24 protein-coding genes are annotated in these 25,110 nt (G+C 70.4%); 6 read left to right on the top strand and 18 right to left on the bottom strand.

The genetic code is table 11. The annotated features are described in order from the left end of the window. Window positions 1–149: 149 nt before the first annotated feature. The 3 genes from DEFCA_RS0110730 to DEFCA_RS0110740 are packed head-to-tail and all read left to right on the top strand — an operon-like array spanning window position 150 to window position 3,420. Window positions 150–782 (top strand): L-threonylcarbamoyladenylate synthase, encoded by a 633-nt coding sequence (locus tag DEFCA_RS0110730; RefSeq protein ID WP_281173762.1) that lies wholly within the window; start codon window positions 150–152, stop codon window positions 780–782. After that, the gene (gene cysZ / locus DEFCA_RS0110735; protein ID WP_025323018.1) at window positions 779–1,570 is read left to right on the top strand and encodes a sulfate transporter CysZ; all 792 of its coding nucleotides are present in this window, start codon (window positions 779–781) and stop codon (window positions 1,568–1,570) included. Before DEFCA_RS0110730 ends, cysZ begins: the two co-directional genes overlap by 4 nt. Then, window positions 1,567–3,420, top strand: a complete 1,854-nt coding sequence (locus DEFCA_RS0110740) for a bifunctional acetyl-CoA hydrolase/transferase family protein/GNAT family N-acetyltransferase (protein ID WP_025323019.1) — start codon at window positions 1,567–1,569, stop codon at window positions 3,418–3,420. The genes cysZ and DEFCA_RS0110740 overlap by 4 nt, the downstream gene beginning before the upstream one ends. A gap of 15 nt (window positions 3,421–3,435) precedes the next feature. On the opposite strand, the gene DEFCA_RS0110745 is transcribed toward DEFCA_RS0110740, so the two are convergent. From DEFCA_RS0110745 to DEFCA_RS0110800, 12 genes are all read right to left on the bottom strand, one after another. After that, window positions 3,436–5,424: a sodium:solute symporter family protein gene (locus DEFCA_RS0110745; RefSeq protein ID WP_025323020.1), complete on the bottom strand. Its 1,989-nt coding sequence runs from the start codon at window positions 5,422–5,424 to the stop codon at window positions 3,436–3,438. A gap of 112 nt (window positions 5,425–5,536) precedes the next feature. Further along, the gene (locus DEFCA_RS0110750; protein WP_025323021.1) at window positions 5,537–6,730 is read right to left on the bottom strand and encodes a nicotinate phosphoribosyltransferase; all 1,194 of its coding nucleotides are present in this window, start codon (window positions 6,728–6,730) and stop codon (window positions 5,537–5,539) included. Between the two features lie 243 nt (window positions 6,731–6,973). Further along, the gene (locus tag DEFCA_RS0110755; protein WP_025323022.1) at window positions 6,974–7,510 is read right to left on the bottom strand and encodes a cysteine hydrolase family protein; all 537 of its coding nucleotides are present in this window, start codon (window positions 7,508–7,510) and stop codon (window positions 6,974–6,976) included. Beyond that, complete coding sequence (locus tag DEFCA_RS0110760; RefSeq protein ID WP_025323023.1) at window positions 7,510–8,151, bottom strand: protein-L-isoaspartate(D-aspartate) O-methyltransferase; 642 nt, start codon at window positions 8,149–8,151, stop codon at window positions 7,510–7,512. Before DEFCA_RS0110760 ends, DEFCA_RS0110755 begins: the two co-directional genes overlap by 1 nt. Window positions 8,152–8,521: 370 nt before the next feature. Continuing rightward, a complete protein-coding gene (locus DEFCA_RS0110765; RefSeq protein ID WP_025323024.1) occupies window positions 8,522–9,118 on the bottom strand; it encodes a GTP-binding protein in 597 nt (198 codons plus the stop codon). Window positions 9,119–9,122: 4 nt separating this feature from the next. Next, window positions 9,123–9,623 (bottom strand): roadblock/LC7 domain-containing protein, encoded by a 501-nt coding sequence (locus tag DEFCA_RS0110770; RefSeq protein ID WP_025323025.1) that lies wholly within the window; start codon window positions 9,621–9,623, stop codon window positions 9,123–9,125. Beyond that, entirely contained in the window at window positions 9,620–10,330 is a 711-nt protein-coding gene (locus DEFCA_RS20690) for an ATP-binding response regulator (protein WP_025323026.1), read from the bottom strand. The genes DEFCA_RS0110770 and DEFCA_RS20690 overlap by 4 nt, the downstream gene beginning before the upstream one ends. Window positions 10,331–10,532: 202 nt before the next feature. After that, on the bottom strand, window positions 10,533–11,924 hold the full coding sequence (gene xseA, locus DEFCA_RS0110780; RefSeq protein ID WP_051463234.1) for an exodeoxyribonuclease VII large subunit: 1,392 nt from the start codon (window positions 11,922–11,924) through the stop codon (window positions 10,533–10,535). A gap of 19 nt (window positions 11,925–11,943) precedes the next feature. Then, entirely contained in the window at window positions 11,944–12,951 is a 1,008-nt protein-coding gene (locus DEFCA_RS21515) for an RNA polymerase factor sigma-32 (RefSeq protein WP_025323028.1), read from the bottom strand. Between the two features lie 17 nt (window positions 12,952–12,968). Then, the gene (locus DEFCA_RS23340; protein ID WP_025323029.1) at window positions 12,969–13,637 is read right to left on the bottom strand and encodes a cytochrome c3 family protein; all 669 of its coding nucleotides are present in this window, start codon (window positions 13,635–13,637) and stop codon (window positions 12,969–12,971) included. Next, complete coding sequence (locus DEFCA_RS0110795) at window positions 13,634–15,232, bottom strand: NAD(P)/FAD-dependent oxidoreductase (protein ID WP_025323030.1); 1,599 nt, start codon at window positions 15,230–15,232, stop codon at window positions 13,634–13,636. The genes DEFCA_RS23340 and DEFCA_RS0110795 overlap by 4 nt, the downstream gene beginning before the upstream one ends. Then, window positions 15,219–15,959: a flagellar brake protein gene (locus DEFCA_RS0110800; protein ID WP_025323031.1), complete on the bottom strand. Its 741-nt coding sequence runs from the start codon at window positions 15,957–15,959 to the stop codon at window positions 15,219–15,221. Before DEFCA_RS0110800 ends, DEFCA_RS0110795 begins: the two co-directional genes overlap by 14 nt. Window positions 15,960–16,419: 460 nt before the next feature. Between DEFCA_RS0110800 and DEFCA_RS0110805 the strand changes: the two genes are divergently transcribed. The 3 genes from DEFCA_RS0110805 to DEFCA_RS0110815 all read left to right on the top strand — a co-directional run bounded on the left by DEFCA_RS0110805 (window position 16,420) and on the right by DEFCA_RS0110815 (window position 20,348). Continuing rightward, complete coding sequence (locus DEFCA_RS0110805; RefSeq protein WP_025323032.1) at window positions 16,420–18,063, top strand: AMP-binding protein; 1,644 nt, start codon at window positions 16,420–16,422, stop codon at window positions 18,061–18,063. Between the two features lie 198 nt (window positions 18,064–18,261). Beyond that, complete coding sequence (locus tag DEFCA_RS0110810) at window positions 18,262–18,552, top strand: sodium/substrate symporter small subunit (RefSeq protein ID WP_025323033.1); 291 nt, start codon at window positions 18,262–18,264, stop codon at window positions 18,550–18,552. Beyond that, window positions 18,549–20,348, top strand: a complete 1,800-nt coding sequence (locus DEFCA_RS0110815; RefSeq protein ID WP_025323034.1) for a solute symporter family protein — start codon at window positions 18,549–18,551, stop codon at window positions 20,346–20,348. Before DEFCA_RS0110810 ends, DEFCA_RS0110815 begins: the two co-directional genes overlap by 4 nt. 50 nt (window positions 20,349–20,398) lie before the next feature. On the opposite strand, the gene DEFCA_RS20700 is transcribed toward DEFCA_RS0110815, so the two are convergent. From DEFCA_RS20700 to DEFCA_RS0110845, 6 genes are all read right to left on the bottom strand, one after another. Beyond that, complete coding sequence (locus DEFCA_RS20700; RefSeq protein ID WP_025323035.1) at window positions 20,399–21,139, bottom strand: ferritin family protein; 741 nt, start codon at window positions 21,137–21,139, stop codon at window positions 20,399–20,401. A 98-nt stretch (window positions 21,140–21,237) separates the two neighbouring features. Beyond that, window positions 21,238–21,609, bottom strand: a complete 372-nt coding sequence (locus DEFCA_RS0110825) for a response regulator (RefSeq protein WP_025323036.1) — start codon at window positions 21,607–21,609, stop codon at window positions 21,238–21,240. Window positions 21,610–21,637: 28 nt separating this feature from the next. Continuing rightward, window positions 21,638–22,105, bottom strand: coding sequence for a chemotaxis protein CheX (locus DEFCA_RS0110830; protein WP_025323037.1), 468 nt, complete (start codon window positions 22,103–22,105; stop codon window positions 21,638–21,640). 3 nt (window positions 22,106–22,108) lie between these two features. Beyond that, window positions 22,109–23,836 (bottom strand): GspE/PulE family protein, encoded by a 1,728-nt coding sequence (locus DEFCA_RS0110835; RefSeq protein ID WP_025323038.1) that lies wholly within the window; start codon window positions 23,834–23,836, stop codon window positions 22,109–22,111. Between the two features lie 4 nt (window positions 23,837–23,840). Beyond that, the gene (locus tag DEFCA_RS0110840; protein WP_025323039.1) at window positions 23,841–24,176 is read right to left on the bottom strand and encodes a zinc ribbon domain-containing protein; all 336 of its coding nucleotides are present in this window, start codon (window positions 24,174–24,176) and stop codon (window positions 23,841–23,843) included. After that, entirely contained in the window at window positions 24,173–25,102 is a 930-nt protein-coding gene (locus DEFCA_RS0110845; RefSeq protein WP_025323040.1) for a diguanylate cyclase, read from the bottom strand. Before DEFCA_RS0110845 ends, DEFCA_RS0110840 begins: the two co-directional genes overlap by 4 nt. Window positions 25,103–25,110: the final 8 nt, after the last annotated feature.

The following is a 25,110-nucleotide window of genomic DNA, read 5'->3' on the forward strand; positions in this document are numbered from 1 at the left end:
TACACACGGCGGTTGGCGGGGACAAGCGCGGGATACCGGGCCAGGTTTGACAACCGGCGGGGGCTGCATTATTACCCCGGCCATCGACCAGGCGCGCTCGACCCGGCCCTCCGGCCCCGAACGATCTCAACACCCACAAGGGGATCCCCATGGCTGTGATGCTCTCGGTCCACCCGGTCACGCCCCAGGCCCGGCACGTCCGGCGGGCGGCCGACGTGCTGCGCAACGACGGGGTGATCGTGTACCCCACCGACACCGTGTACGGGCTGGGGTGCGACATCACCAAAAAGCACGCGGTGGAACGGATCGTCCGGATCAAGGGGCGCGACCCAAAGAAGCCCATGAGCTTCGTGTGCGCGGACCTCACCCACATCAGCCGCTACGCCCGGGTGTCCAACTTCGCCTACCGGATCCTGAAGCGGTTCCTGCCCGGCCCCTACACCTTCGTTCTGGAGGCCAGCCGGGAGGTGCCCCGGCTGCTCCTGACCAAGCAGAAGACCGTGGGGATCCGGATCCCGGACCACCCCGTGTGCCTGGGCCTGGTCAAGGAGCTGGGCAACCCCATCCTCTCCACCAGCGCCAACCCCAGCGGCGCCGACCCCCTGAATCGGCCCGAGGAGATCCAGTGGGTGCTGGGCAGCCAGGTGGACCTGATCCTGGAGTGCGGGGTGCTTCCCCGGGTGCCGTCCACGGTGGTCTCGTTGGTGGGCGAGCGGGTCCGGGTGCTGCGCGAGGGCGCGGGCGACGCCTCGTTCTTCCGGGAACTGGAGGAGGCCGGGTGATCCGGGGCATGGCCGGCCCCAGGGCGGCGGGCGCCTTTTTCTACCCGTTCCGGGGGCTGAGGTTCCTGACCCGGCACCCCCGGTTGGTGGGGCTGGTGGCCGTGCCGGTGGCCATCAACACCCTGCTGTTCGGCCTGTTCGCCTGGTTCGCCGGAAGCCGGTTCGGGCAGTGGCTGGACCGCATGCTGCCCCAGGGCGAGGGGTGGTGGTGGGCCCTGCTCTACTACCTGGCCGCGTTCGTCGGCGCGGTGATCCTGCTGGTGGTCATCGTGTACGCCTTCGCCCTGGTGGGCAACCTGATCCTCGCCCCGTTCAACGACCTGCTCAGCGAGCGGGTGGAGCGGATCTACACCGGCACCACCCTGGACGAGCCGTTTCGGCTGGGCGCGTTCCTGCGCGACATGGGCCGGTCGTTCCAGGCCGCACTGGGCCGGATGGCCCTGTATCTGGCCGGGTTCGGGCTGGTGCTGGCCCTGAACCTGATCCCGGGCCTGGGTTCCGTGGCCTCGGCCGTGCTGGCGCCCCTGGTGGCGTTCTTCTTCCTGGGGTGGGAGTACCTCGACTACTCCTTGGAGCGGTGGCGCCTGCCGTTCGGGGCCAAGCGTCGCGCCGTGTTCCACAACGCCCCGGCCGTGGTGGCGTTCGGGTGCGGGGCGTCGCTCCTGCTGATGATCCCCCTGCTGAACCTGCTCGCGATCCCGGTGTGCGTGGTGGGCGGCACGCTCCTGTTCTGCGACCTGAGGCGGGACGGACGCGTGCGCCTGCCCGCACCCGTGTCGGATCCATGAGCCACGACCCGGACTGGAAGAAGCGCTACGCCTCGCGGGTGATGACCCGGGAGGCCGCCCTGTCTCGGATCCAGCGGGGGGCCAAGATCTTCGTGGGCTCGGCCTGCGGGGAGCCCCAGTACCTGGTGGAGGGTCTGGCGGACAAGGGCCGCAGGCTGGCGGACTCGGAGATCCTGCACATCCTCACCCTGGGCATCGCCCCCTACGCCGACGAGAAGCTCTCCAAGGTGTTCCGCCACAACGCCTTCTTCATCGGCGACAACACCCGCCGGGCCGTGGCAGAAGGGCGGGCCGACTACACGCCGGTGTACCTGTCGGAGCTCCCTACCCTGTTCCGCAGCCGGCGGATCCGCCTGGACGCGGCCCTGGTGCAGGTGACCCCGCCCGACCGCCACGGCTACGTGAGCCTGGGGGTCAGCGTGGACGTGACCCGGGCGGCCGTGGAGACCGCCCGGGTGGTGATCGCCGAGGTCAACCCCCACATGCCCCGCACCCTGGGCGACTCGTTCGTGCCCGTGGATCGGTTCGACGCCCTGGTGGAGCACGCCTCCCCGGTGATCGAGTATCTGCCCCCCACCCCCGACGAGACGGCCCTGCGGATCGGACGAAACATCGCCCGCCTGGTGGGCGACGGCGCCACGATCCAGATCGGGATCGGGGCGATCCCCCACGCCGCGGTCCAGGCCCTGCGGGACAAGCGGGACCTGGGCGTGCACACCGAGATGTTCTCGGACTGGCTCCTCGACCTGGTTCGGGCCGGCGCGGTCACGAACCGGCGAAAGAGCCTGCACCCGGGCAAGGTGGTGGCGTCGTTCTGCATGGGCTCCCGCGAGCTGTACGACTTCATCGACAACAACCCCATGGTGGCGTTCCACCCCAGCGACTACACGAACGACCCCTTCGTGATCGCCCAGAACGAGAACATGGTGGCCATCAACACCGCCCTGGAGATCGACCTCACCGGCCAGGTGTGCTCCGACTCCATCGGCCACCAGTTCTACTCGGGCATCGGCGGCCAGGTGGACTTCATCCGGGGCGCCGCCCGCAGCCCGGGGGGCAAGGCGATCATCGCGCTTCCGTCCACGGCCCGGGGCGGGGCGGTGAGCCGCATCGTGCCCCAGCTCTCGCCCGGGGCCGGGGTGGTCACCACCCGGGCGTCGGTCCGGTACGTCGTGACCGAGTGGGGGTACGCGGACCTGTTCGGCAAGACGATCCGCGAGCGGGCCATGGCGCTCATCAACATCGCCCACCCCAGGTTCCGCAAGGAGCTCCTCGACGCCGCCCGGCGGCTCCACTACGTCTGGCCCGATCAGATCATCCCCTCGGCCCTGGACCTGTACCCCGAGCGCTACGAGCGGTGGGTCACGGTGGCCGGCGTGCGGCTGCTGCTGCGGCCGGTCAAGGTCACGGACGAGCCGCTCCTGAAGGAGCTGTTCTACAGCCTGTCGGACGAGTCGGTGTACCGGCGGTACTTCACGGTGATCAAGTACATGCCCCACGAGCGGCTCCAGGAGGAGCTGGACCTGGACTACGAGAAGAAGATGGCCCTGGCCGCCGTGGTGGAGCACGACGGCGTGGAGGAGATGGTGGGGCTGGCCCAGTACGTGCTGGACGAGGCGAGCGGGCTGGCCGAGGCCGCGTTCCTGGTGCGGGACGACTGGCAGGGCAAGGGGCTGGGCCGGGCCCTGGTGGAGCACCTGATCGAGGTGGCCCGGGACAAGGGGATCCGGGGCATCATGGCCACGGTCATGCCGGAGAACCGCGCCATGATGCACCTCTTTCAGAAGGCCGCGAAGAAGATGGAGACCCGGTTCGAGGACGGGGCGTACGTGCTGGAGTTCGAGATCTGAGCCGGGCCGTCGGGGCTACACCCCGGGCTCCTCCACGTCGAGGCGGATCGGGGCGTCCTCGCCGGCACGGGCCTCCAGGAAGTCCTCCCGCAGGGGCTCCACCGCGCCGAACCGGGTGCTGAGCTCCAGCTTGTAGGCCAGGAACCACATCATGTAGATGCCGAACGCCCACCACACGAGCTGCCACCACCACAGGGGGGCCACGCCCAGGGGCCAGGTGGACGGGTCCCGGGGGTCCAGAAGGCCGAAGAAGGTGTTGCCCACCACGGCCAGGGGGCCGATGCCGAACACGAACCACAGGAGCACCAGGGCCCAGGCCACCTTCTTCAGCGGCGCCTTCCCGGCCGGCACCGAGGCGTGCTCCCGCAGATACCGGTGGTAGCCCAGCCGGCGCAGGTACTCCTTGCGCTCGGGCTGGGTCACCGCCGACACGGCCACGGCCACCACCGCGTTCGCCAGGATCCCCCACCCCGCGCAGTGGATCGTGAGGGGGTAGGCTCCGAACCCCAGCGCCCGGTGGAGCGCCACGAACGGCTCCCAGTGGAACGGGTAGGTCAGGATCACGGCCGCCATGCCGGCCACCAGCCCGGCCACCACCCCCTGGCGGGTGAACCAGGGCACGTACAGGGTGGCCAGGAGCGGGATCCACATCTGGGCCCCGAACGACACGGCCAGCCCCCCGAGCAGCACGAGGGCGTCCTCGGAGTAGGTGGCCACCAGGAGCGCGGCCAGGGTGATGATCACCACCCACACCCGGCCCCAGAACTTCTGCTGCCCGGCCGTGGCGTTGGGGTTCAGGTAGCGCACGTACAGATCCCGGGTGATCATGCCCGCCGTGGTGGACATGTACGCCGAGCCCGTGGACTGCATGGCTGCCAGGGCGCAGATGGCCAAGAACCCCACGACCATGGGGGCCTGGTCGCTCACCAGGTTGATCAGGGCCGGCACCAGGTTCTCCTGGTTGCCGCCGGCCAGCAGGTCCACCGACAGCTTACCCTGGCCGATCAGCACCCATCCCCCGAGGCCCTGGATCACCGAGAACACGAACAGGCACACGCCCACGGCCAGGGAGCTGGCCCACACCTGCTGGGGCGCGAACGGCTTGGGGTTGGTGTTGGAGAACGCCCACATGGTGAACGCGGGCGAGGCCTGGATGCCCATCAGGGCGAACAGGTAGGTGAGGATCATGGTGCCGGTCCACATGCCGCCCTCGGCCTGGGCCGCCGACGGCACGGCCTGGATCGCGCCGGGCACGGCCACCAGACGGTGGTACCCCTGGGGCGTCAGGGCCGGCCGCCCCAGCAGGTCGGTGCCCCGGGCCGCGTCGGACCGGATCATGTCGGCGAAGGTCGAGGTGAACGGCCCCCACCCCCCGGTCTTCACGAGCACGATGATCCCGATGGCCACGATGCCGGCCATGAGCAGGACGCACTGGGCCGTGTCCACGTAGGCCACGGACCGCAGCCCTCCCAGCACCACGTACAGGAGCACCACGATCGACAGGGCCCACATGCCGAAGTTCACGTCCACCACGCCGCCGCTGAGCACGTTGAACAGCACCCCCGACGCCTTGAACTGCAGCCCCAGGTACGGCACCGCGTAGAACAGGGCCACCACCACGGTGAGCCACCGCATGGCGTCGCTGCGGAAGTAGTCGGCGTACATCTCGCCCGGGGTCACGTACCCGTGGCGCTTGCCCATCACCCACGTGCGTTTGAGGAACAGCACGCCGGTGAACGGGATGGCGATCACATAGAACGCGGCGAACGCGTAGGGCAGGCCGTCGCGCCACACCAGGGCCGGGTGGCCCACGAAGGTCCAGCCCGAGAACGAGGTGGCCGTGGCGGCCAGCACGAACACCCACATCGGGATCTGCCGGCCGGCGATGAAGTAGTCGGCCGCGGTGCGCGCCCGGGCATACCCCTTGAGCCCCCAGAACAGGCAGTAGGCCCAGTAGAAGCCGGAGAGCACGAACAGCCAGACGACGGACTCGTGGGTGCCCATGGCCGATCCTTTTCGGGGAACTTCGGTCGTTGGTCGTCAGTCGTTGGTGGTCGGTCGGGGGCCTTCGGCCCGCTGGGCGGCTGGGCGGCTGGGCCGCTAGGCGGCCGGGCGGCTAGGCGCCCGGCCCCGCAGGGATTTGGGGGGCGTCCAGGAGCCGAAGCTGGGCCAGGACCCGCTCCCGGACTTGGGTGGTGGGCTCGGGCTCCCGCACCAGCCGGCCGTCCCGGATCCACTCCACGGTCCACGGCTCCCACGCGCCGCCGCACGGACACGCATCGGCCGGCCTTCGGCCCCGGGGGACCACCCGGGTGGTCAGGCACGCCGGGCATCCGTACACGTCCTTGGCCCCCGAGCGCTTGCCCCGCTTGGCCCGGGGCTCGCCCTCCACCTCCACGATGTCCATGGAGAAGTCCACCGTGCGGGCCGCGCTGATGGAGGTGCCCACCCCAAACCCCTGCACCAGGGGTCGAAGCTCCCGCAGATCGTCCTCGGTGAGCCCGCCCGAGAGGAAGATGCCCACCCGCTCGAACCCCCGGATGTCGAGCTCCCAGCGCACCTCCTCCACGATGCGCTTGAAGCTGCCCCGGCGGCTCGACGGGGTGTCGAGCCGCACCGCGAACAGCCGGTCGCCCAGGGCCTGGGCAACCCGAACGGCCTCGAACTTCTCGTCGTTGAAGGTGTCGATGAGGCTCACCAGCCTCACCTCGGGCCCCATGGCCCGGCCGTAGGCGCGGGTGGCCTCCACGCAGTCCCCCAGGATCAGGATCAGGGCGTGGGGCATGGTGCCGGTGGGCTCGATGCCCAGCTTCTCGGCCGCGGCCACCGTGGCCACCCCGTCGCACCCGCCCAGGTAGGCGCTGCGCTCGATCATGGGCGCGACGGCCGGGTGCATCCGGCGGGCCCCGAACGACACCAGCAGGCGGTCCCCGGCGGCCAGCCGGCACCGCGCCGCCTGGGTGGCGATGCCCGAGGCCTGGCATAGGAACCCCAGGATCGCGGTCTCGTACACCCCGAACTCCCGGTAGTCACCCTCGATCTCCAGCACCACGTCCCAGGGCCGAAAGATCGTGCCCTCGGGCAGGCCCCGCACCGTCACAGGCAGCCGCTTCAGGAGCTCCAGGGCCTCGTCCACGCCCGCCAGCACGGCCCAGGGCCAACCGTCCGGGAACCCCTTGGCCACGAACTCGGCCACCACCCGCTTGTGGATCCCTTCGTTCTCGAGCACCCGAAGGGTCCGGGTGAAATAGACATCGGTGACCTTTCCCGAGAGGATCTCCTGGTTGGAAGCGGTCCAGAGCTTGGGCATGGATGGATCCTTTCTGAGCCGGGAGGCTGGGCAGCCCCGTCAGGCCCCTGCGAGGCCCTACAACGGGAAGGGTAACGTTTGTGGGTCCGGGGCGGGCTAGAAACTAGAAACTAGAAACTAGAAACTAGAAACTAGAAACTAGAGACTAGAGACTAGAACGTATGGGAATTCTGGAGGTCTTCAAGCGTCCTCGCGTCCCGGCCTCCTAACGTCCCAGCCGAAGTTACCGGGGAACACGCGCCGTTACGGCGCTTGCCGGTCCACCAGGCGGGCGCCGAGCACCCGCTCCATCTGGCGCAGGGCGAAGGCGTGGTCCTCGGGGTCGAGCCCGGCCACGGCGTCCCGGACCACCTCCACCCCGTAGCCGCGCATGGCCGCGTCGGCCGCGGTGTAGAGCACGCAGATGTTCGTGACGCACCCCACCAGCCGAACCACCCGGACTCCCTGCCCCCGGAGCACCCGGTCCAGGTCCGAACCGTGGAACCCGGAGTAGGTGGTCTTCTCCACCACCGGGTCCGACGGCCCGGGCGCCAGGGCATCGACCACCCGGGCGCCCCAGGTGCCCCGCACGGCGTGGGGCGGCCAGCCCATGCGGGAGAACTCGGGATCGTCCGGCCGGTGGGCGTCGCACACATACACCACCGGCTCGCCCCGGGTCCGGGCATCGGCCACCTCCTGGACGACCCGGGGCAGGATCGTCGCGGTGTCGGGAACCCGCAGGCTCCCCTTCTCGTCCACGAAGTCGTTGAGCATGTCGATCACCAGAAGGGCTCTGGCCATCACCACCCCTCCTTCCCCACGAGGGGAACGAACCGGCAGCCGCCCAGGTCCTCCCGGAGCACCCGGTTACCACGGCGGGTGAGCCGCAGGAGCTCCTGCACGCCCCGGTCGCCCACCGGGATCACCAGCACCCCGCCCTGGGGGTCCAGCTGGGCCTCCAGCGACGGAGGAACCCGGGGGGCCCCCGCGGTCACCAGGATCGCCTGGAACGGCGCCTCCTCCGGCACGCCCAGCGTGCCGTCGCCCACCACCACCTGCACGTCGTAACCCAGCCGCTCGAGCCGGCGGGCCGCCTGCGCGGCGAGCTCCGGATCCCGCTCCACCGAGATCACCCGGCACCCCAGCTCGGCCAACACCGCGGCCTGGTACCCCGAGCCGGTGCCCACCTCGAGCACCTTCTCGCCGCCCCGCAGGCCCAGCGCCTCGGTCATCAGCGCCACCATGTAGGGTTGGGAGATGGTCTGGCCTCCGCCGATGGGCAGGGGGGTGTCGTCGTAGGCCATGGCCTGCAGGTTTGCGGGCACGAACTCGTGGCGGGGCACCCGCGCCAGGGCGTCCAAGACCCGGGGGTCCCGGATGCCCCGCCGCCGGATCTGGGCCTCCACCATGGCCGCGCGCATCCGGTCGTAGTCCGGCGCCATGATCGACACTCCCCGGCAGCCTCGGTCGGCGGTCGTCAGTCTGGGGCCTTCGGCCCGCGGGAAGGCTCAAAGGCTAGAAAGCTGGAAGGCTAGGGGACTCAAAAAAACCTCCCAGATTCCAAGGCGTTCTAGGAATCACCGCACCTCTTCGCCTCCACCTCACGGTCAGGGGGGCATGGGGCCTGCGATTCAGGAATCAGGAGTCAGTGGACAGAAGACAGGGGAAAATCGCTCCGGCAGTTCTCCGGTCTACTGTCCTCTGAATTCTGGCCCCTGATACGGCCGCGCACGGCCGGAACCAAGCCCCTCGCCGCCAATGAAGTGCGCCCGTTTTGCCGCCTGGTTAATAGTAGGTAAGCAGCCCCTCTCGTCAATGTCCAGGCGTCCGTTGGGCCAGCTCCGACAGCACCAGGCGGGCCACCCCCTTCAGGGTCTCGAACACGCCCCTGCCCTGGGAGGCCACGGCCTCGAACTCGGGCACGCCCGGGGACCCGAGGCACCGGCGCAGGCCCTCCACCGGCACGGCGCCCTCCAGGTCGCGCTTGTTGTACTGGACCACGGTGGGCACCCGGTCGCGCCGCAGGCCGTACCCGGCCAGGTTGCGGCCCAGGTCGGCCCACGACTCGGCGTTGGCGTCCAGGCGAAGGGGGTCGCTGTCGGCCACGAACACCAGGCCGTCCACCCCCTTGAGGATCAGCCGGCGGCTCGCCGCATAGAACACCTGGCCCGGCACGGTGTACAGGTGGAACCGCACCTGAAACCCGCGAAGCGTGCCCAGGTTCAGGGGGAGGAAGTCGAAGAACAGGGTGCGCTCGGTCTGGGTGGCCAGGCTGATCAGCCGGCCCTTCTGGCGGGTGGGGGCCCGGGCGTACACGTGCCGCAGGTTGGTGGTCTTTCCCCCCAGCCCGGGGCCGTAGTACACGATCTTGACGTTCAGTTCCCGGGCGGAGTAGTTGACGAAAGCCATGGCATCAGAACCGGAACAGCTCGTCGATGTCCTGGTCGGTGATGTCGCACAGGGGGTCCACGTCCAACCGGTCGTCCAGCCGCATCCGGGCCAGGATCCGGCGGAGCACCGCCTCGATCTCGGCCCCGGCCCGGCGCACCCGCAGGCGCACCATGCCCAGGGACGCCTCGGCCCCGAAGATGACCGCCAGGATGACCCGGTCGCCGATCAGGCTGATGTGAATCGAGTCGCGCTTGCCCTGGTGGAACAGGATCGTGAAGTCCTTCTCCCCCACCAGCCGGGCCATGCTGGCCGTGGCCGCGATGTTCGAGGCGGCCAGGGAGCAGAAGCTTGTCACGTCCAGCCCCGAGGTGTCGCCCCACTCGGCCACCAGCTGGCCGTTCACGTCCAACAGAAGCACGGCCCGGGCCCGGCTGTCGGAGTGGATCCGGGCCAGGATCCGCCTCAGATCCCGGTGCTCCTCCTCGAACACGACCAGCTGGGGTATGCCCTCCCGCAGGCTCACGGCTCCTCCTCGACGTCGTCGATCTCCAGGATCCGCTCCCCGGCCACGTAGGGTTTGGACACCACGGCCCGGATGCGCTCGAGCTTCTTGAGGATGTCGCGGATGCGCAGGACGTTGGACTGGATGGTGCGGCTCTTCTTCACCACGTCCGGGTCGTCCGGGTGCTTGCGCTCCAGGGCCTCGGCGCACATCAGGATGGCGGCCAGGGGGTTGTTGACCTCGTGGGACACGCTGGCCACAACCCGGCGCAGCGTGGTGATCTTCTCGGCCTCGGTCTGGAGCGCCTGCTGGCGCACCCGGGACACGGCCGACGCGATCCGGGCCTGGAGCTCCCGGATGTCGAACGGCTTGGCCACCAGGTCGTCGGCCCCCAGGTCGAGGCTGCGCATCCGGTCCTCCGGCCCGGTGCGGGCGCTGACCACCACCACCGGAACCCCGGAGGTCTCGGGCCGGGCCTTGAGGGCCCGCAGGACCTCCCAGCCCTCCATGTCGGGGAGGATGAGGTCAAGGAGCACGGCGTCCGGCGACCGAAGCCGGGCCTGCTCGATCCCCTCGGCGCCGGACAGCGCCCCGATCACCTGGAACCCCTCGGGCTCGAGGAACAGCTCGACGAACCGCACCATGGCCGGGTCGTCGTCGATGACCAGAAGCCGGGTCGTGGCCCCCCGGTCGGGTCTCGGCCGCGGGTTCTGGATGGTCAGGTCCACCGGTCGCCCTCCTCCCCGGGATAGCCGTCAACGCCGCACTCGAACAGGTTCCCTGCTCCAATGCAGGGCCCCTGATGGAGAGCCGGGCGCGGCCCCTTGGCTTGCCGGGCAGCGCCTCCTGCGCCCGGACCGTGAAATGGTGCCCATTCCCCTGAGCTGTGATGAGACCAACTCCCCTGCCATGTGCCTGCGCGGCGAATCCTCATGCCCGGCTTCGCGCGCGGCCGGAATCAGGTCCCCTGCCTTGGCCGAGGGAAAGGCGCGCCCCGTCATCCGCCGGTCCGGTGACCCCGGTCACCTCCACGTCGAGCCCGCCCCGGGCCAGGGTCACCGCCAAGGGCTGCCCCAGACGGCAGCCCCCGGCGTCCCGCACCACCCGACCCGCCTCGTCCCGCACCAGGGCGTACCCCCGGGCCAGCACCCGGTAGGGCCCCAGGGCCTCGGCCCGGTTCGCCAGGGCCGTCACGGTCCGACGGCGGCGGTCCACGCCCTCGGCCATGCCCCGGTGGAGCCGCATCGAGAGCTGCGACACCCTTTCGCGCCACCGCCCCAGCCGCGCCCGGGGATCCCCGGCCCGGAGCCGCAGCTCCAGGCCGGACAGTCCCTGGCGGGCCTCCCCCACTCGGCGGTCCACCGCGGCGCCGGCCCGGTCCGCGAGCCCGTCGACCCGCAGCCGGAGCCGGTCCACCAGGAACCGGGGCGGCCGGCGGGTCGGGTCGGCCGCCCCGAGCCGCGCCCGAAGCTCCCGCAACCGCGCGGCCACGGCCTGGTTCAGGCGGGCCTCGTGCCGCCGCAGGGTCTCGACCCACCGGCTCCACTCGCCCGCGGCCAGCTCGGCCGCGGCCGAGGGGGTGGGCGCCCTCAGGTCGGCCGCGAAGTCCACCAGGGTGACGTCGGTCTCGTGCCCCACCCCGGTGATCACCGGCACCGGGCTCCGGGCCACGGCCCGCACCAGGTCCTCGTCGTTGAACGGCCAGAGATCCTCCAGGCTCCCCCCTCCCCGCACCAGCAGCACCACGTCCACCCCCGGCAGGGCGGCCGCCGCCTCCAGGGCCTCCCGCAGCTCCCGGGCCGCCCCGTCGCCCTGGACGCTCGCCGGCGACACCACCACCCGGATGCCGGGCGCCCGCCGTCCCAGCACCTGGACCACGTCCCGCAGGGCCGCGCCGGTGGGGGACGTGACCACCCCCACGGCCCGGGGCAGGGACGGGATCGGTCGCTTCCGATCGGCCGAGAACCACCCCTCGGCCGCCAGCCGCCGCTTGCGGGCCTCGAACTCCCGTAGCAGGGCCCCCTGACCGGTCAGGGGCTCCAGCAGGTCCACCACGAGCTGCAGGTCGCCCCGGGGCTCGTACACCCCGACCCGCCCCCAGGCCAACACCTCCATGCCGTCCGCCAGGGCGACGGACTGGAGCCGCAGGGTGGACCGGAAGCACACGGCCCGGATCTGCGCCGCCCCGTCCCCCAGGGTGAAGTAGGCGTGGCCCGACGACGGGATCCGAAGGTTGCGCACCTCCCCCCGGACCCACGCCGAGCCCACCCCGTTCTCCACGGCCTGCCGGACGCGCCCCACCAGCTCCGAGACGTTCCACACCTCGTCAGGGGTCCAGGGGCTACTCAGCGTACACCTCCCGCACGCCCGGGTCCTCCTCGAGGAACCTGCGGAGCTTCTTCAGGAGATCGGCCTCGAGCTGGCGCACCCGCTCCCGGCTCACCCCGAACTCCTCGCCCAGCTCCCGCAGGGTCACCGGGTCGTCGGCGAGGAGCCGCCGGTCCAGGATGGCCCGCTGGCGATCCCCCAAGGTCTCGCGGAACTCCTGGATCCGATGACGCACCCGGTCCAGGAAGTCCCGCTCGGCCAAGGCCTCGCTCACGTCCGCCTCGTCGTCGGCCACGAAGTCGAGCCGCGAGGCGTCCGAGTCGTCGTCGAGGGGGGCGTCGAGCGACACGTCCGACCCGGACAGGCGCTTCTCCATCTCGATCACCTCGTCCTCGCGCACGTTGAGCCGGGCCGCGATCAACCGGGGCTCGGGCTTGAACCCGGCCGCCTCCAGCTCCTGCTTGGCCTTCTTCAGGTTGAAGAACAGCCGGCGCTGGTTCTGGGTGGTGCCGATCTTCACCAGGGACCAGTTGTTGAGGATGTACCGGATCATGTACGCCCGGATCCACCAGGCCGCGTACGAGGACAGCTTGACCCCCCGGTAGGGGTCGAACTTCTCCACGGCCCGCATCAGCCCGATGTTGCCCTCCTGGATCAGGTCCATCAGGTTGGCGAAGTTGCGGCGGAACTCGTAGGCGATCTTCACCACCAGCCGCAGGTTCGCCAGCACCAGGGTGTAGGCGGCCCGCACGTCCCCCTGCTCGCGGTACCGCACGGCCAGGGCCTTTTCCTCCTCGGGGGTCAGCAGGGGGTAGCGGCTGATCTCGGCCATGTACTGCTGGAGCGGCCCGGCCTCCACCAGGTCGGTGGACACCACCGCCGGCAGCTCGGCCTCGTCGAAATAACTCTCCCCCTCGCCGGATCCCTCTTCGGCCTCGGCCTGCTCGTCGGACCCGGGGCCTTCGGGCTCGGTCTCGGGCTCGTCCTCGGCAACGGCCTCTCGGCTGCGTTCTTCGTCCATTCGGGTGTCTCCTCCCCTCACCGGCCGTGGCACCCCTTACACCACTTCCGCAGCGCCGCCCGGTCCAGGCCGGACAAAGGGGCCGGGCTGTGGGGGTCGTGGCACGAGGTGCACCCCAGGGGCCGGCCCGGCCGCCGGGGGTCGCGCCCTCCGCGCAGGGCGTGGCGGAACCGGCGGTGACGCTTGCGCACGTCGTCGTGGCACCGGGTGCACAGGGACTCCACGTCGTCCACGGCGCGCCGGGCTCCCTCGTGACACCCCCCGCACCCGGCCCGGCGCAGCGCGCCGTGGGCCTCGCCCTGCCAACGGTGGCACTCCTCGCACGCCCCGGCGTCGTGGCACCGGCCGCACGCCCCGGCCCCGGCAGCCCCGTGGAACCGACCCCGTCCGCCGGGCAGGCGTTCCAAGATAATCCGCTTCCCGCCCACGTCCACCCGGGCCCGCACCGCGCCGTCGGGGCCGACGGGCAGACGCACATGGTACACCCCGTCCTCGGCCCGGGCCACCGGCATCCGGGCGTCGCCGGAGCGCACCTCGGGCGGGGCCGGGGCCTCCAGCACCAGCCACAGCCCCTGGGGGCCGGGGGCCTGGTCCGGCACCGGCGCGAGCACCCGTGTCTCCCGGGCCCCGGCCGCGACGGCCCATCCCCCCAGAAACGCCGCCAGGACCCATCCCACCCACCTCACGAGCCGCCCCCCCCCGCCCCCAACGAAGCGAGCCACCGGTCGGCCGCCCGGACCCCGTCCACGGCCGCGCTCACGATGCCGCCGGCCCAGCCCGCGCCCTCGCCCACCGGGTAGAGGCCGGGGAAGCCCGGGGACTGGAGGGTCTCGTCCCGCGCCAGCCGCACCGGGCACGAGGTGCGGGTCTCCACCCCGATCAGGAGGCCCCGGCGCAACACCCCCACCTGCCGGGCCAACCTGGGCAACGCGGCCCGCAGGGCCTCGGCCGCGGCCGGGGGCAGGCATCCCCCCAGGTCCCCCGGCCGCACCGGCCAGGGGCACGACGAAGGGGGAACGGCGCGGCTGGGCCGGCGCCGTAGAAAGTCCGCCACCGTCTGGCCCGGCACGGCCCGGGGCCCGGCACGGCGGGCCGCCCGGCGCTCCCATCGACGCCGCCAGGCCAACCCCTCCAGGGCCCCGCCCCCCCAGTCCCGGGGCTCCACCGCCACGACCAGGGCCGCGTTGGCCCGCCGCCCGCTCCGGCGCGAGCCGCTCATGCCGTTCACCACCACCCCGTCGGGCTCGGTGCCGGCCGGCACCACAGTGCCCCCGGGGCACATGCAGAACGAGTACACGTCCCGCCCCCCGGCCCGGGCCTTGACCGAGAACTCGGCCGGGGGCAGCGCCGGGTGGCCGCACCACCGGCCGTACTGGTGCCGGTCGAGGGCCGCCTGATCCACCTCGACCCGCAGCCCCAGGGCGAACCCCTTCGCCTCGGCCGGCACCCCCTGACCCACCAGGGCGGCCAGGAGGTCGGCCGCTCCGTGGCCCGGGGCCAGGAACACGGCCGGCCCCTCCACCGGGCCCGACCCGGTCTGCACCCCGGCCACCCGCCCCTCCCGCACGATGAGGCCCTCCGCCCGGGTGCGGAACCGCACCTCGCACCCCGCCGCCAGGAGGCGATCCCGAATCCGGCGGATCACCGTGCGCAGCCGGTCCGTGCCCAGGTGGGGCCGGGCCTCCCACAGGATCTCGCCGGGCGCGCCGCAGGCCACCAGGGCCTCGAACACCCACAGCTTGCGGGGATCGTCCCCCCGGTAGGTGAGCTTTCCGTCCGAGAAGGTGCCCGCCCCTCCCTCGCCGAACGCCACGTTGGACTCGGGATCGAGCTCGCCCCGCCGCCAGTAGGCGGCCACCCGGCGCACCCGCTCGCCCAGCGGGTCGCCCCGCTCCAGGACCACGGGCCGCACCCCGTGGGCCGCGAGGCGCAGGGCCGCGAACAGCCCGGCCGGCCCGGCGCCCACGATCACCGGCCGGCCGGGGTCCCGCGGCAGGGGCCGGGGGGCAAAGGGCGGGGGCGGGGTCCAGGGCGCCGCTCCGGCCGGCACGTCGGCCGGCGGGGGCTCGGCCAGCTCCAGGGCCACCCGGCACACAAACCGGGGCGGCCGGTTTCCCCTGGCGTCCAGGGAGCGCCGGAGGATGCGCCAGGCACGCACCGCCGAACCCGGCAGGCCCAGCCGCCCGGCGGCCCGAACGGGGAGCACGCCGGGGTCCTCGTCCAGGCCCAGGGGCACCCCGGCCACCGCCCACCGGGCCGGGGGCGCGTCAGGCCGAGGCATCCAGCCCCCGCCGGGAGACCACGTAGGTCCGGATCACCCGGGCCGCGTCGTCGGAGAGGTCCTCGAAGGCCACGCTGGCCCGATACCGGCGCGGCAGGGTCAGGCCGCCCAGCTCGGCCACCACGTTGCCCACCACCCGGGCCGACACGCTCACCACCGGCTCCCGGCCCAGCTCCAGCAGGATCTCCGGGATCCGGGTGCCCCGTCGCAGCCGGCCCAGCTCGGCCTCGTACTCGAACGCACACCCCCCCTCGCTCACGTTCACCACCGGCGCGTCGCACCGGAACGGCTCCAGGAACGACAGGGAGGCGTCGCCCGTGGTGTCCACCCGGGGGCTCTTGCGGCGCCGCTCGCCGCGCACCGCCTCCGGGTAGGCCAGCTTGAACGCCGGCAGCTCGTCCAGGTACTGGACCCTGCCCAGGACACGGGTCTCGAAGGTGTAGGTGATGCCCTGGACCAGGGTCTCGAAGTCCAGCAGCCGGCCCGGCACCCCGAACCGGTCTCCCTCGGGGGGCGAGAAGGTATCCACGAAGAACCCGTCCCTTCCGAGCCCCAGTACCACGGTTGTGTACGCCTCGGGCCCCGGCGGCCGCACCAGCACCTGGGCACCGGCCTTCTGGAGCTGCTCGAGAACCCGGACCACCTCGGGCGGCGGTGGCGGCGTCTGCGGCTCGACGGGGGAGGTCGCCGGTTTCTTCTCCTTCTCCTTGCCCTTCCGAAACAGCACGGTCCGCTCCTTTCGGCGAGCCCGGGCCCGCGGGCCGCCGGGCGACGGTTCGGTGGATCCTCTATAGCAGAAGGGTTTCCGCCGCATCAATCCGCCCCCCGGATTCACCCGGCCCTCGGTGAGGGAGCGGAGCCCGGCAGCCCCCCGAGAGCCGCCCAGCGGCCGAAGGCCGGACCGACGACCAACGACCACCGACCGACGACCGAAGTTACCCCGTTGGTTTCCGGGGCCCAACCGGGCGTTTGAAAATGTCACCACGGCGTTTTATTGACGCTGAAGATTTTTCACCCAAACTGAATTTTGGTATTGAACGCCGGGAAACCCACGTGCTATGTTCTGCTGCCGTGAACGGCTTTCACATTCAATTTATGGGCTGGCCCAACCCTAACCGTGAGGAGGAGATGCCGTGGAACTCACGACGCCGTACGACAACATCCCGGTGAACCTCGACGGCCCCAACATGCCGGACTATGACGAGGTTTGCCGCACGTTCCGGCTGGACGTGCCCGAGTATTTCAACTACGGGTTCGACGTGATCGACCGTTGGGCCCAGGACCGGTCCAAGCTGGCCATGGTGTGGGCCGACCGCACCGGCGAGGACGTCCGCAAGTACTCGTTCTTCGACCTGATGCAGCTGTCGAACCGGTTCGCCAACGTGCTCCGGGAGCTGGGGTTCAAGAAGGGCGACCGGCTGTTCGTGATGGTGCCGCGCACCGTGGAGTGGTACGCGGTGATGCTCGGCAGCTTCAAGCTCGGGGTGATCCCCCTGCCCTCGCCGAACATCCTGGTGCCCAACGACGTGCGCTACCGGGTGAACCAGGCCGAGGCCGTGGGCGCGGTGATGTGGCACGAGCACGTGGGCAAGCTCGACGCCGTGCGCGCCGAGTGCCCCACCATGAAGCACACCATCGCCGTGGGCGGCCCGGCCGAGGGCTGGCTCTCGTTCGAGGAGCTGATGGCCAAGGCCTCGCCCAAGCTCTCGCCCGACAAGGTGGAGCCCACCCGGTCCGACGACATCATGCTGATCTACTTCACCTCGGGCACCACCAAGTACCCCAAGATGGTTCCCCACACCCAGGCCTCGTACGGCATCGGCCACATCATCACCGCCAAGTTCTGGCAGGACCTCAAGCCCACCGACCTCCACTGGACCCTGTCGGACACCGGCTGGGCCAAGGCGGCCTGGGGCAAGCTGTTCGGCCAGTGGCAGATCGGCGCCGCGGTCATGGTGCACGACGCGTCCGGCAAGTTCGACGCCAAGACCCACCTGAAGCTCATCGAGACCTGCGGGGTGACCACCTTCTGTGCGCCGCCCACGGCCTACCGGATGCTGATCCTCGAGGACCTCGGCCGGTACGACCTCTCGAGCATCCGCCACTCCTGCTCGGCCGGCGAGCCCCTGAACCCCGAGGTGATCAAGGTGTGGAAGGAGCACACCGGCACCACCATCTACGACGGGTTCGGCCAGACCGAGACCGTGAACCTGATCGCCAACTTCCCGTGCATGCCGGTGAAGTTCGGCTCGATGGGCAAGCCCACCCCCGGGTTCCACGTGGACGTGGTGGACGACGACGGCAACCCCGTGCCCACGGGCGAGGAGGGCCACATCGCGGTCCAGGTGAAGCCCGAGCACCCGGTGGGGCTGTTCCGGGGCTACTGGAAGAACGAGGAGGCCACGGCCGAGGCGTTCGTGGGGGACTGGTACTTCACCGGCGACAAGGCCTACAAGGACGAGGACGGGTACTTCTGGTTCGTGGGCCGGGCCGACGACGTGATCAAGGCCTCGGGCTACCGGATCGGGCCGTTCGAGGTGGAGAGCGCCCTGCAGAGCCACCCCGCGGTGGCCGAGAGCGCGGTGGTGGGCTCGCCGGATCCGCTGCGGGGCACCATCGTGAAGGCCTTCGTGATCCTGGCCCCCGGGTTCGAGCCCTCGGACGAGCTCGTGAAGGAGCTCCAGGACCACGTGAAGAAGGAGACCGCGCCCTACAAGTACCCCAGGGAGATCGAGTTCGTGAAAGAGCTTCCCAAGACCGTGTCGGGCAAGATCCGCCGGGTCGAGCTTCGGAAGATGGAGGAGGAGCGCAAGCTCGGCAAGACCGGCTGACCCCGGTCCATCGTCACGGAACAGGGGCGGCCTTCCGGCCGGGGCCGCCCCTTCCTTTTGACCCAAAATTCTACCCAACGTTTGGTTGATTGTCGGCGGCGACCGACCCGGGCGGGCGCCGCAAGGGGGGGCGTTTGTCGCCTTGTCTTCGGAACATCCGAGGGAAATCGTGTTCATCAGGAGGGAAGGAGAGATCCCATGAACTCCCCGTACCGCAAGGAGTGCTGGCTCGCCCTGACCGCGTTCGTGGTCGCGGCGTTCCTGACCCACATCTACCCGCTGTACTTCCTGTTCCCCAAGCTGACCGAGATGAAGCTGTTCGGGTTCCCGGCCCACTACTTCCTGACCCTGTTCCTGGGCTGGGTGGTGCTCATGCCCCTGTACGCCCTGTACATCCGGGTCAGCGAGAAGATCGACCAGCAGATCGTGGAGACCAGCCGCCCGGACGCCGAACCCGAGGTCCGGCTCGCCGCAGGAGGGGAGCGATGAGACGCGCCGCCCGACACGCCCTGCCCGTGGCTCTGGGGCTCGTGCCCGCCGTGGCCCGGGCCGCCGACGGGATGCAGACCTACCGGTTCCAGCCCACCCAGAGCCTTTCGACCCTGGGGCTCGTGTACACCCTGGGCATGGTCACCCTGTTCCTGTGGGTGGGGTGGTGGTCCAAGCGGCGGGTTTCCACGACCGACGACTACTACACCGCCGGCCGGGGGATCGGGGCCCTCTCGAACGGCCTGGCCATGACCTCCAACTACATGAGCCTGGCCACGTTCCTGGGGTTCACGGCGCTCCTGTGGAAGCTCCAGTTCCTGCTCGTGGCGTTCGTGATGAGCTGGCTGGGCGGGTTCGTGCTGATCTCGGTCAGTGTGGCCCCGAGCCTGCGGCGCTGGGGCAAGTTCACCAGCATGCAGTTCATCGGCGAGCGCTACGGCAGCACCGCCAAGATCATCTCGGTGCTGTGCATGATCCTGCTGGCCCAGCTCTACCTGGTGGGCCAGATGAAGGGCATCGGCAACGTGTTCCAGGTGATGTTCCACTGGGACTACACCACCGGTCTGGTGGTGGGCGGCATCGTGGTCACCCTGTACGTGACCATCGGAGGAATGTACGGCCTGTCGTACAACCAGACCCTGCAGGCCGTGATCATGGGCATCGCCCTGCTGCTGCCCACCTCGATCATCCTGTGGAAGCTCAACGCCGGCCCCGGCGCGGTGTTCCCCCCGTTCGGGTACACCAAGCTGGTGCCCGAGATGGTGGCGGCCCTGCCCACCTACTTCGACCCGTTCACCACGGTGAGCGGCAAGATCCCGGTGAGCTTCAAGTACTACACCGGCATCGTCTTGAGCCTGGCCATGGGCACCATCGGCCTGCCCCACATCGCCATGCGCTACTTCACGGCGCCCTCGGTCAAGGAGGGCAAGAAGGCCACCCTGTGGGGCATCTTCTTCATCGGCCTGGTGTTCTTCACCACCTTCGCCATCGGGTTCGCCGCCAAGCTCTACACCACCAAGGTCCTGAACGCCCAGGGGCTCGCCATCGACCCCAAGGAGGCGGATCTACTGGTGGTGATCATGAGCCAGGCGTTCACCCCGGCCTGGGTGGCGGCCCTGCCCATCGCCGGCGCCTTGGCCGCGGGGCTCTCCACCGTGGGCGGTCTGCTCATGGTGATCGGCACGGGCATCGGCCACGACATCTACACCACCCTGTTCCCCGGAGCCGACGACCGCCGCAAGATGAAGATGGGGCTCTTCTTCACCGCGTTCGGCGGCGTGGTGACGATCCTCCTGGCCCTGCGGCCCCCCGAGTTCCTGCTGACCAGCGTGATCTGGGCCTACGTGGTGTCGGCCTCCACGTTTACGCCGGTGCTGATCCTGGGCATCTGGTGGAAGGGGGCGAACCGGGCCGGGGCCATCGCAGGGATGGTGGTGGGCGGCCTGCTCTCGGTGGTGCTGTGGTGGACCAAGGGCCAGCTGTTCGGGCTGCAGCTCGTACAGCTGGGGCCGTTGGGGCACCTGGTGGCCGCCATCTTCACCGCCTCGGCCGCCTGGTTCGTGACCATCGTGGTGAGCCTGGTAACCGGCGGGGAGAAGGACGAACGGATCCTGCGGGAGGTGGACCGGATCCACGGCTGGCTCGACTACGACCCGGCCCGATACAACGGCAAGCTCTTTCCCGTGGCCTGCGCGGCCCTGGCCCTGGTGCTGATGGTGTGGTCGGCCATACCCACCTCGGCCCCGCCGAAGACCGCCCGGAGCCCGGCACCGGCCGCCACCGTGGCCCGCCGGTAGACCCCGAGGCGTACATGGGAAGGGGGCCCCGAAGGGCCCCCTTCCTTTTTTCATCTCCCTGCACTCTCCGCGCCGCCCTCATCCAACCGGGGGTACAGCTGCCGGGTGCAGTCGGGGCAGAGGCCGTGGGTGAACTCCAGGCCGGCATGGGTCTTGAGGTAGGTCTCGAGGTGCTCCCAGTAGCCGGCGTCGTCCCGGATCTTCTTGCACCCCGAGCAGATGGGGACGAGGGCCCTGAGCTCGTGGAGAACCCTGAGATGTCGAGCCAGGACCCGGTTCTGGGCCCACAGACGCCTCATCATATCGCCAGCCAGCTCGGCCATGGGGTCGTCGCCCCGGTAGCGGTCAAAAGCCCGGACAAGCCGATCGATGTGCCGGGCGTATGCCCCCTCCGGTCCGCTCTCCACCTCGCCCGAGGCCAGGATTAGGAGGACGTCCATGGCCGGGTCCAGGAGGTAGAACTCCAGCCGGTACGCGGCCAAGAACGCCCATGCCGGATCCGGGCGCGGAGCCCTGCCCGCGATCTCGGACACGCGCAGCTCGAGCGCGACAAGCTCCCGGACAAGCTGCTCCGGCTCCCCCACCAGGTCGACCGCGGGCCGATCCGCCCACCTTCGGAGGGCCCGGTTCCAGATCCCTACGTGATCGTTCTCGTCCGACGCCATGGCGCGCCATAGCTCAGACAAACCGGGGTCATTCGCTTGTTCGGCCAAGCGGAGATAGAAATCGAGGGCCAGACCGTCGATGCGCAGACAGGGTTCCAAGATCTGGCGGGCGGGAATCGATGGCATGGGAAAGTCCAGGAGTTGAGGGAAAGAGCGGCATCGCCGGCCGTCATGGTCCCCGCTCCGGACACGTAAGCGCGGGGCGGGGGGGAACCAGTCTTCGGTCAACCGGTCCCGAACACCACCTTGTTCAGAACCTCCACCACCTTCTCCTCCTCGAACGGCTTAAGGATGTAGTGCCTGGCCCCGGCCTTGGCGCACTCCACGATCTTGTCCCGGCTCGACATGGAGCTAACCATGATCACCGTGGCCTGGGGGTCGATCTTGCGCAGCAGCACCAGGGTCTGGATGCCCCCCATCTGGGGCATCACCAGGTCCAGGGTCACGAAGTCGGGCTTGAGCTCCTTGTACTTCTTGACGGCCTCGAGCCCGTTGGAGGCCGTGGCCACCACCTCGCACCCGTGGCGCTCCAGGATCTTCGTGAGCTCCTTCTGGATATAGGGGCTGTCGTCCACCACCAGGGCCCGTTTCGCCATCGACTCCGCTCCTTGCTTCGCTCGCCCGTCAGGGCTCCTCGGGCGCCAGGGACACCACCAGATCCACCCGGCCCGCCTCGGTCTCCAGGGGCAGGAGCACGATCTCCATGCCCGTGCCGAAGTCCACGTTCACCGCTTCCCCGTCCACCACGGTGGGCGGGGTGATTCCCTCCCGCACCCCCAGATCGTAGAGGTGGCCCGTGGCGTTTCCAACGATGGTGTTCGCCAGCTCCGCCAGGATGGCCCGCACCTCCCGGTCGTCCTCCACCGCCCCCCCGGCGATCCGCTCGGCCACGGCCCAGGCTACGGCATGGGAGGCCGCGAGCACCACCGAGCCGTTGAGCCGGCCCTGCAGCCCGATGATGATGCACAGGTTGTCCCCCAGCTCCAACCCCTCGAGTCGCCGGGGCCTCCCCAGCCGCACCGAGACCCGGGCCATCTTCTCCAGGACCCGCACCGACGGCACGAGAAACGCGTTCACGTATTCGGCCCGCATCCCCTAATCCACCGCCTTGGTGACCCGGATCACCTCCTCCAGGGTGGTCACCCCGGCCACCACCTTGCGCAGCCCGTCGAACCTGAGATCCCTCAGGCCGTTGGCATGGGCCGCCCGGCGGATCTGGCCCGTGCTCGCCCGCTCCAGGATCAGGTCCCGGATCGACTCGTCCACCTTCAGCACCTCGTGGATGCCCGTGCGGCCCCGGTACCCGGTGCCCCCACAGTAGCCGCAGCCCCGGCCCCGGTAAAACGTGACCTTGCCCACCAGGGCTTCGGCCCCGGCCTCGGCGATCTCGGCCGGTTTGGGGTCGTGGGGCGCCTTGCACTGGGGGCAGATCCGACGCACGAGCCGCTGGGCCAGCACCCCCAACAGGGTGGGCGCCAGCAGGAACGGCGCCACCCCCATCTCCACCAGCCGGGTCACCGAGCTGGGCGCGTCGTTGGTGTGCAGGGTGGACAGGACCAGGTGGCCGGTCAGGGCCGCCTCGCCGGCGATGTGGCCGGTCTCGGGATCGCGGATCTCGCCGATCATGATGATGTCGGGGTCCTGCCGCAGGATCGACCGGAGCGCCCCGGCAAAGGTCAGCCCCCGCTTGGGGTTCACCCCCACCTGATTGATCAGCGGGATCTGGTACTCCACCGGGTCCTCCACCGTGACGATGTTCTTCTCGATGGAGTTGATCGCGTTGAGGGCCGCGTACAGGGTGGTGGACTTGCCGCTGCCCGTGGGCCCGGTGACCAACACGATGCCGTTGGGCTGGCGGATCATCGAGTCGAACAGGGCGAGGTTCCGGGGCGAGAACCCCAGGTCCCCCAGGCTCACCCGCACGCTGGCCCGATCCAGGATCCGCATCACCACCTTTTCGCCGTAGTACACCGGCAGGATGCTCACCCGGAACTCCAGCTCCCGCTCCCCCATCTTGAGCTGGATCCGGCCGTCCTGGGGCCGCTGCCGCTCGGAGATGTCCAGGTCCGAGAGGATCTTGACCCGGCTCACCACGGCCGGCGCCAGCCGGGTCGAGAAGGCGAACCGCTTGTGGAGGACCCCGTCGATGCGGAACCGCACGAGCAGGTTCTCCTCGCCGGGCTCGATGTGGATGTCGCTGGCGCCCTCGCGCACGGCCAGCTTGAGTACCTTGTCCACCAGCTTGACGATGGGGGCTTCCTCGCCGGCCCGCCGCAGGCTCTCGATGTCAGCGACCTCGCCCCCCGAGTCCACGTCGAGCCGGCTCAGGGTGACGAAGTCGTCCTGCTCGTCGTCGGCCTCGTCCTCCCCCCGGTAGTGGGCGTGCACCGCCTGGAGCACCTGGGTCTCGCTGGCCAGCACCGGCTGGACCGGCCGTTTGAGCATGCCCGAGACGAGATCGATCACCTCGATCTTGGTGGGATCGGCCACGGCCACCGTGACCTCGTCGCCGATGGCGAACAGGGGGATCACCCGGTGCTTGCGACAGAACTCGGCAGGGATCTGCTCCAGCAGATCCTCCTGGATGTCCACGTCCTCCAGGTCCATCACGGCCAGGTTGAACTGCCGGCCCAGGGCCTGGAGGTACTCCTTCTCCTTGACGTACCCCGCCTCCACCAGGAACCGGCCCAGGGGCTTGCCCGCAAGGCCCCGGCTCTGGCGCTCGGCCAGGGCCTGCTCGAGCTCCTCGGGGGTGAGGGCCCCGTCCTCGACCAGGAGCTGGCCCAGGCGGGCCTCGACCTTCTTGGGCATGGCCTGGCTCACCCGGCTACCCTCCGAACAGGGCGTCGATGTCGTCCTGGCTCACCCTCTGCTCCTCGGGCTCGGTCTCTGCATCGGCCGCCTCCTGGGCCGCCTGGAGGAGCTCAGCCAGGGCCGAGTCCCCCACCGGGGCGGTCTCGGGGACCGGCGGGCCGGCCGGCTCGGGCGGCGCAGCCGCGGCCCGCGCCCCGCGTTCCAGGGCCGAGCCGCACCCGCCGCAGAACCGGTCGGACGACAGGTTCCGGAACCCGCAGCGGGGGCAGAACGAGGCCAGCGGCAGGCCGCAGCCGCCGCAGAAGTTTCGCTCCGGAGCGTTCACGTGTCGGCATCGGGAACAGTTCATGGCTTCCTCACCACCACGCGGTTTCGACCCTCGCTCTTGGCCTGGTAGAGGGCCTCGTCGGCCACGCCGATCAGATCCTGGGCCCGCTGCACCGCGGCCGACGGGCAAGCGGCCACGCCGAAGCTGGCCGTGACCCGGAGGGTCTCTCCCTGGGCCGGGAACGGGTGGTTCTCCACGGTCAGCCGCAGGCGCCGGGCGAACTCGGCCGCGCCCTCCACCTCGGTGTGGGGCAGCAGCACGCAGAACTCCTCGCCGCCGTACCGGCCGGCCACGTCCGAGGCGCGCACCGCCTCCCTCACGACGCGGCCCAGCTCCCGCAGCACGTCGTCCCCGGCCTGATGGCCGAAGGTGTCGTTCAGGCGCTTGAAGTGATCGATGTCGAACATCACGAACGACAGGGGGGTGCCGTACCGGTCGGTGCGCTCGAACTCCCGCTCCAGCACCCCCATGAAATGGCGGCGGTTGTACAGACCGGTGAGGGGGTCGGTGGACGAGAGGACCCGGAGCCGGTCGTTGGAGGTCTTGAGGGCGTCCTGCAGGGCCTTGATCTTGAGCTGGACCTTGATCCGGGCCAGCAGCTCCCCGGCGTCGAACGGTTTGGTCACGTAGTCGCTGGCCCCCAGCTCCAGGCCCCGGATCTTGGTGTCCACGTCGGCCTCGCCGGTCAGGATGATGACCGGCACGTCCCGCAGCTCGGGCCGGGACCGGACCAGGGTCAGGAACTTGAAGCCGTCGACCGACGGCATGATCAGGTCGCACAGGATCAGGTCGGGGGGGGACTCGACGGCCTTCTTGAACCCCTCGAGTCCGTTCGAGGCCTCCCGAGCCTCGGCCACGAAGTCCACGCGGTCCAACAGGGCCAGCACCTCGCGCCGCAGCCCGGGGGAGTCGTCGATCACAAGGACCCGGAAGTCCCGGCGTCCCATCAGGTCCT

Source organism: Deferrisoma camini S3R1 (assembly GCF_000526155.1).
GTDB lineage: Bacteria > Desulfobacterota > Deferrisomatia > Deferrisomatales > Deferrisomataceae > Deferrisoma > Deferrisoma camini.

Coding starts and splice junctions, on each gene's coding strand:
- DEFCA_RS0110815 (WP_025323034.1), top strand. CDS start 18,549: ATGAGACGCGCCGCCCGACACGCCCTGCCCGTGGCTCTGGGGCTCGTG.
- DEFCA_RS0110750 (WP_025323021.1), bottom strand. CDS start 6,730: ATGCCCAAGCTCTGGACCGCTTCCAACCAGGAGATCCTCTCGGGAAAG.
- DEFCA_RS0110830 (WP_025323037.1), bottom strand. CDS start 22,105: ATGCGGGCCGAATACGTGAACGCGTTTCTCGTGCCGTCGGTGCGGGTC.
- DEFCA_RS0110730 (WP_281173762.1), top strand. CDS start 150: ATGGCTGTGATGCTCTCGGTCCACCCGGTCACGCCCCAGGCCCGGCAC.
- DEFCA_RS0110810 (WP_025323033.1), top strand. CDS start 18,262: ATGAACTCCCCGTACCGCAAGGAGTGCTGGCTCGCCCTGACCGCGTTC.
- DEFCA_RS0110755 (WP_025323022.1), bottom strand. CDS start 7,510: ATGGCCAGAGCCCTTCTGGTGATCGACATGCTCAACGACTTCGTGGAC.
- DEFCA_RS0110760 (WP_025323023.1), bottom strand. CDS start 8,151: ATGGCGCCGGACTACGACCGGATGCGCGCGGCCATGGTGGAGGCCCAG.
- DEFCA_RS0110795 (WP_025323030.1), bottom strand. CDS start 15,232: ATGCCTCGGCCTGACGCGCCCCCGGCCCGGTGGGCGGTGGCCGGGGTG.
- DEFCA_RS0110840 (WP_025323039.1), bottom strand. CDS start 24,176: ATGAACTGTTCCCGATGCCGACACGTGAACGCTCCGGAGCGAAACTTC.
- DEFCA_RS0110765 (WP_025323024.1), bottom strand. CDS start 9,118: ATGGCTTTCGTCAACTACTCCGCCCGGGAACTGAACGTCAAGATCGTG.
- DEFCA_RS0110805 (WP_025323032.1), top strand. CDS start 16,420: ATGCCGGACTATGACGAGGTTTGCCGCACGTTCCGGCTGGACGTGCCC.
- DEFCA_RS21515 (WP_025323028.1), bottom strand. CDS start 12,951: ATGGACGAAGAACGCAGCCGAGAGGCCGTTGCCGAGGACGAGCCCGAG.
- DEFCA_RS0110825 (WP_025323036.1), bottom strand. CDS start 21,609: ATGGCGAAACGGGCCCTGGTGGTGGACGACAGCCCCTATATCCAGAAG.
- DEFCA_RS20700 (WP_025323035.1), bottom strand. CDS start 21,139: ATGCCATCGATTCCCGCCCGCCAGATCTTGGAACCCTGTCTGCGCATC.
- DEFCA_RS0110740 (WP_025323019.1), top strand. CDS start 1,567: ATGAGCCACGACCCGGACTGGAAGAAGCGCTACGCCTCGCGGGTGATG.
- DEFCA_RS0110845 (WP_025323040.1), bottom strand. CDS start 25,102: ATGGGACGCCGGGACTTCCGGGTCCTTGTGATCGACGACTCCCCCGGG.
- DEFCA_RS0110745 (WP_025323020.1), bottom strand. CDS start 5,424: ATGGGCACCCACGAGTCCGTCGTCTGGCTGTTCGTGCTCTCCGGCTTC.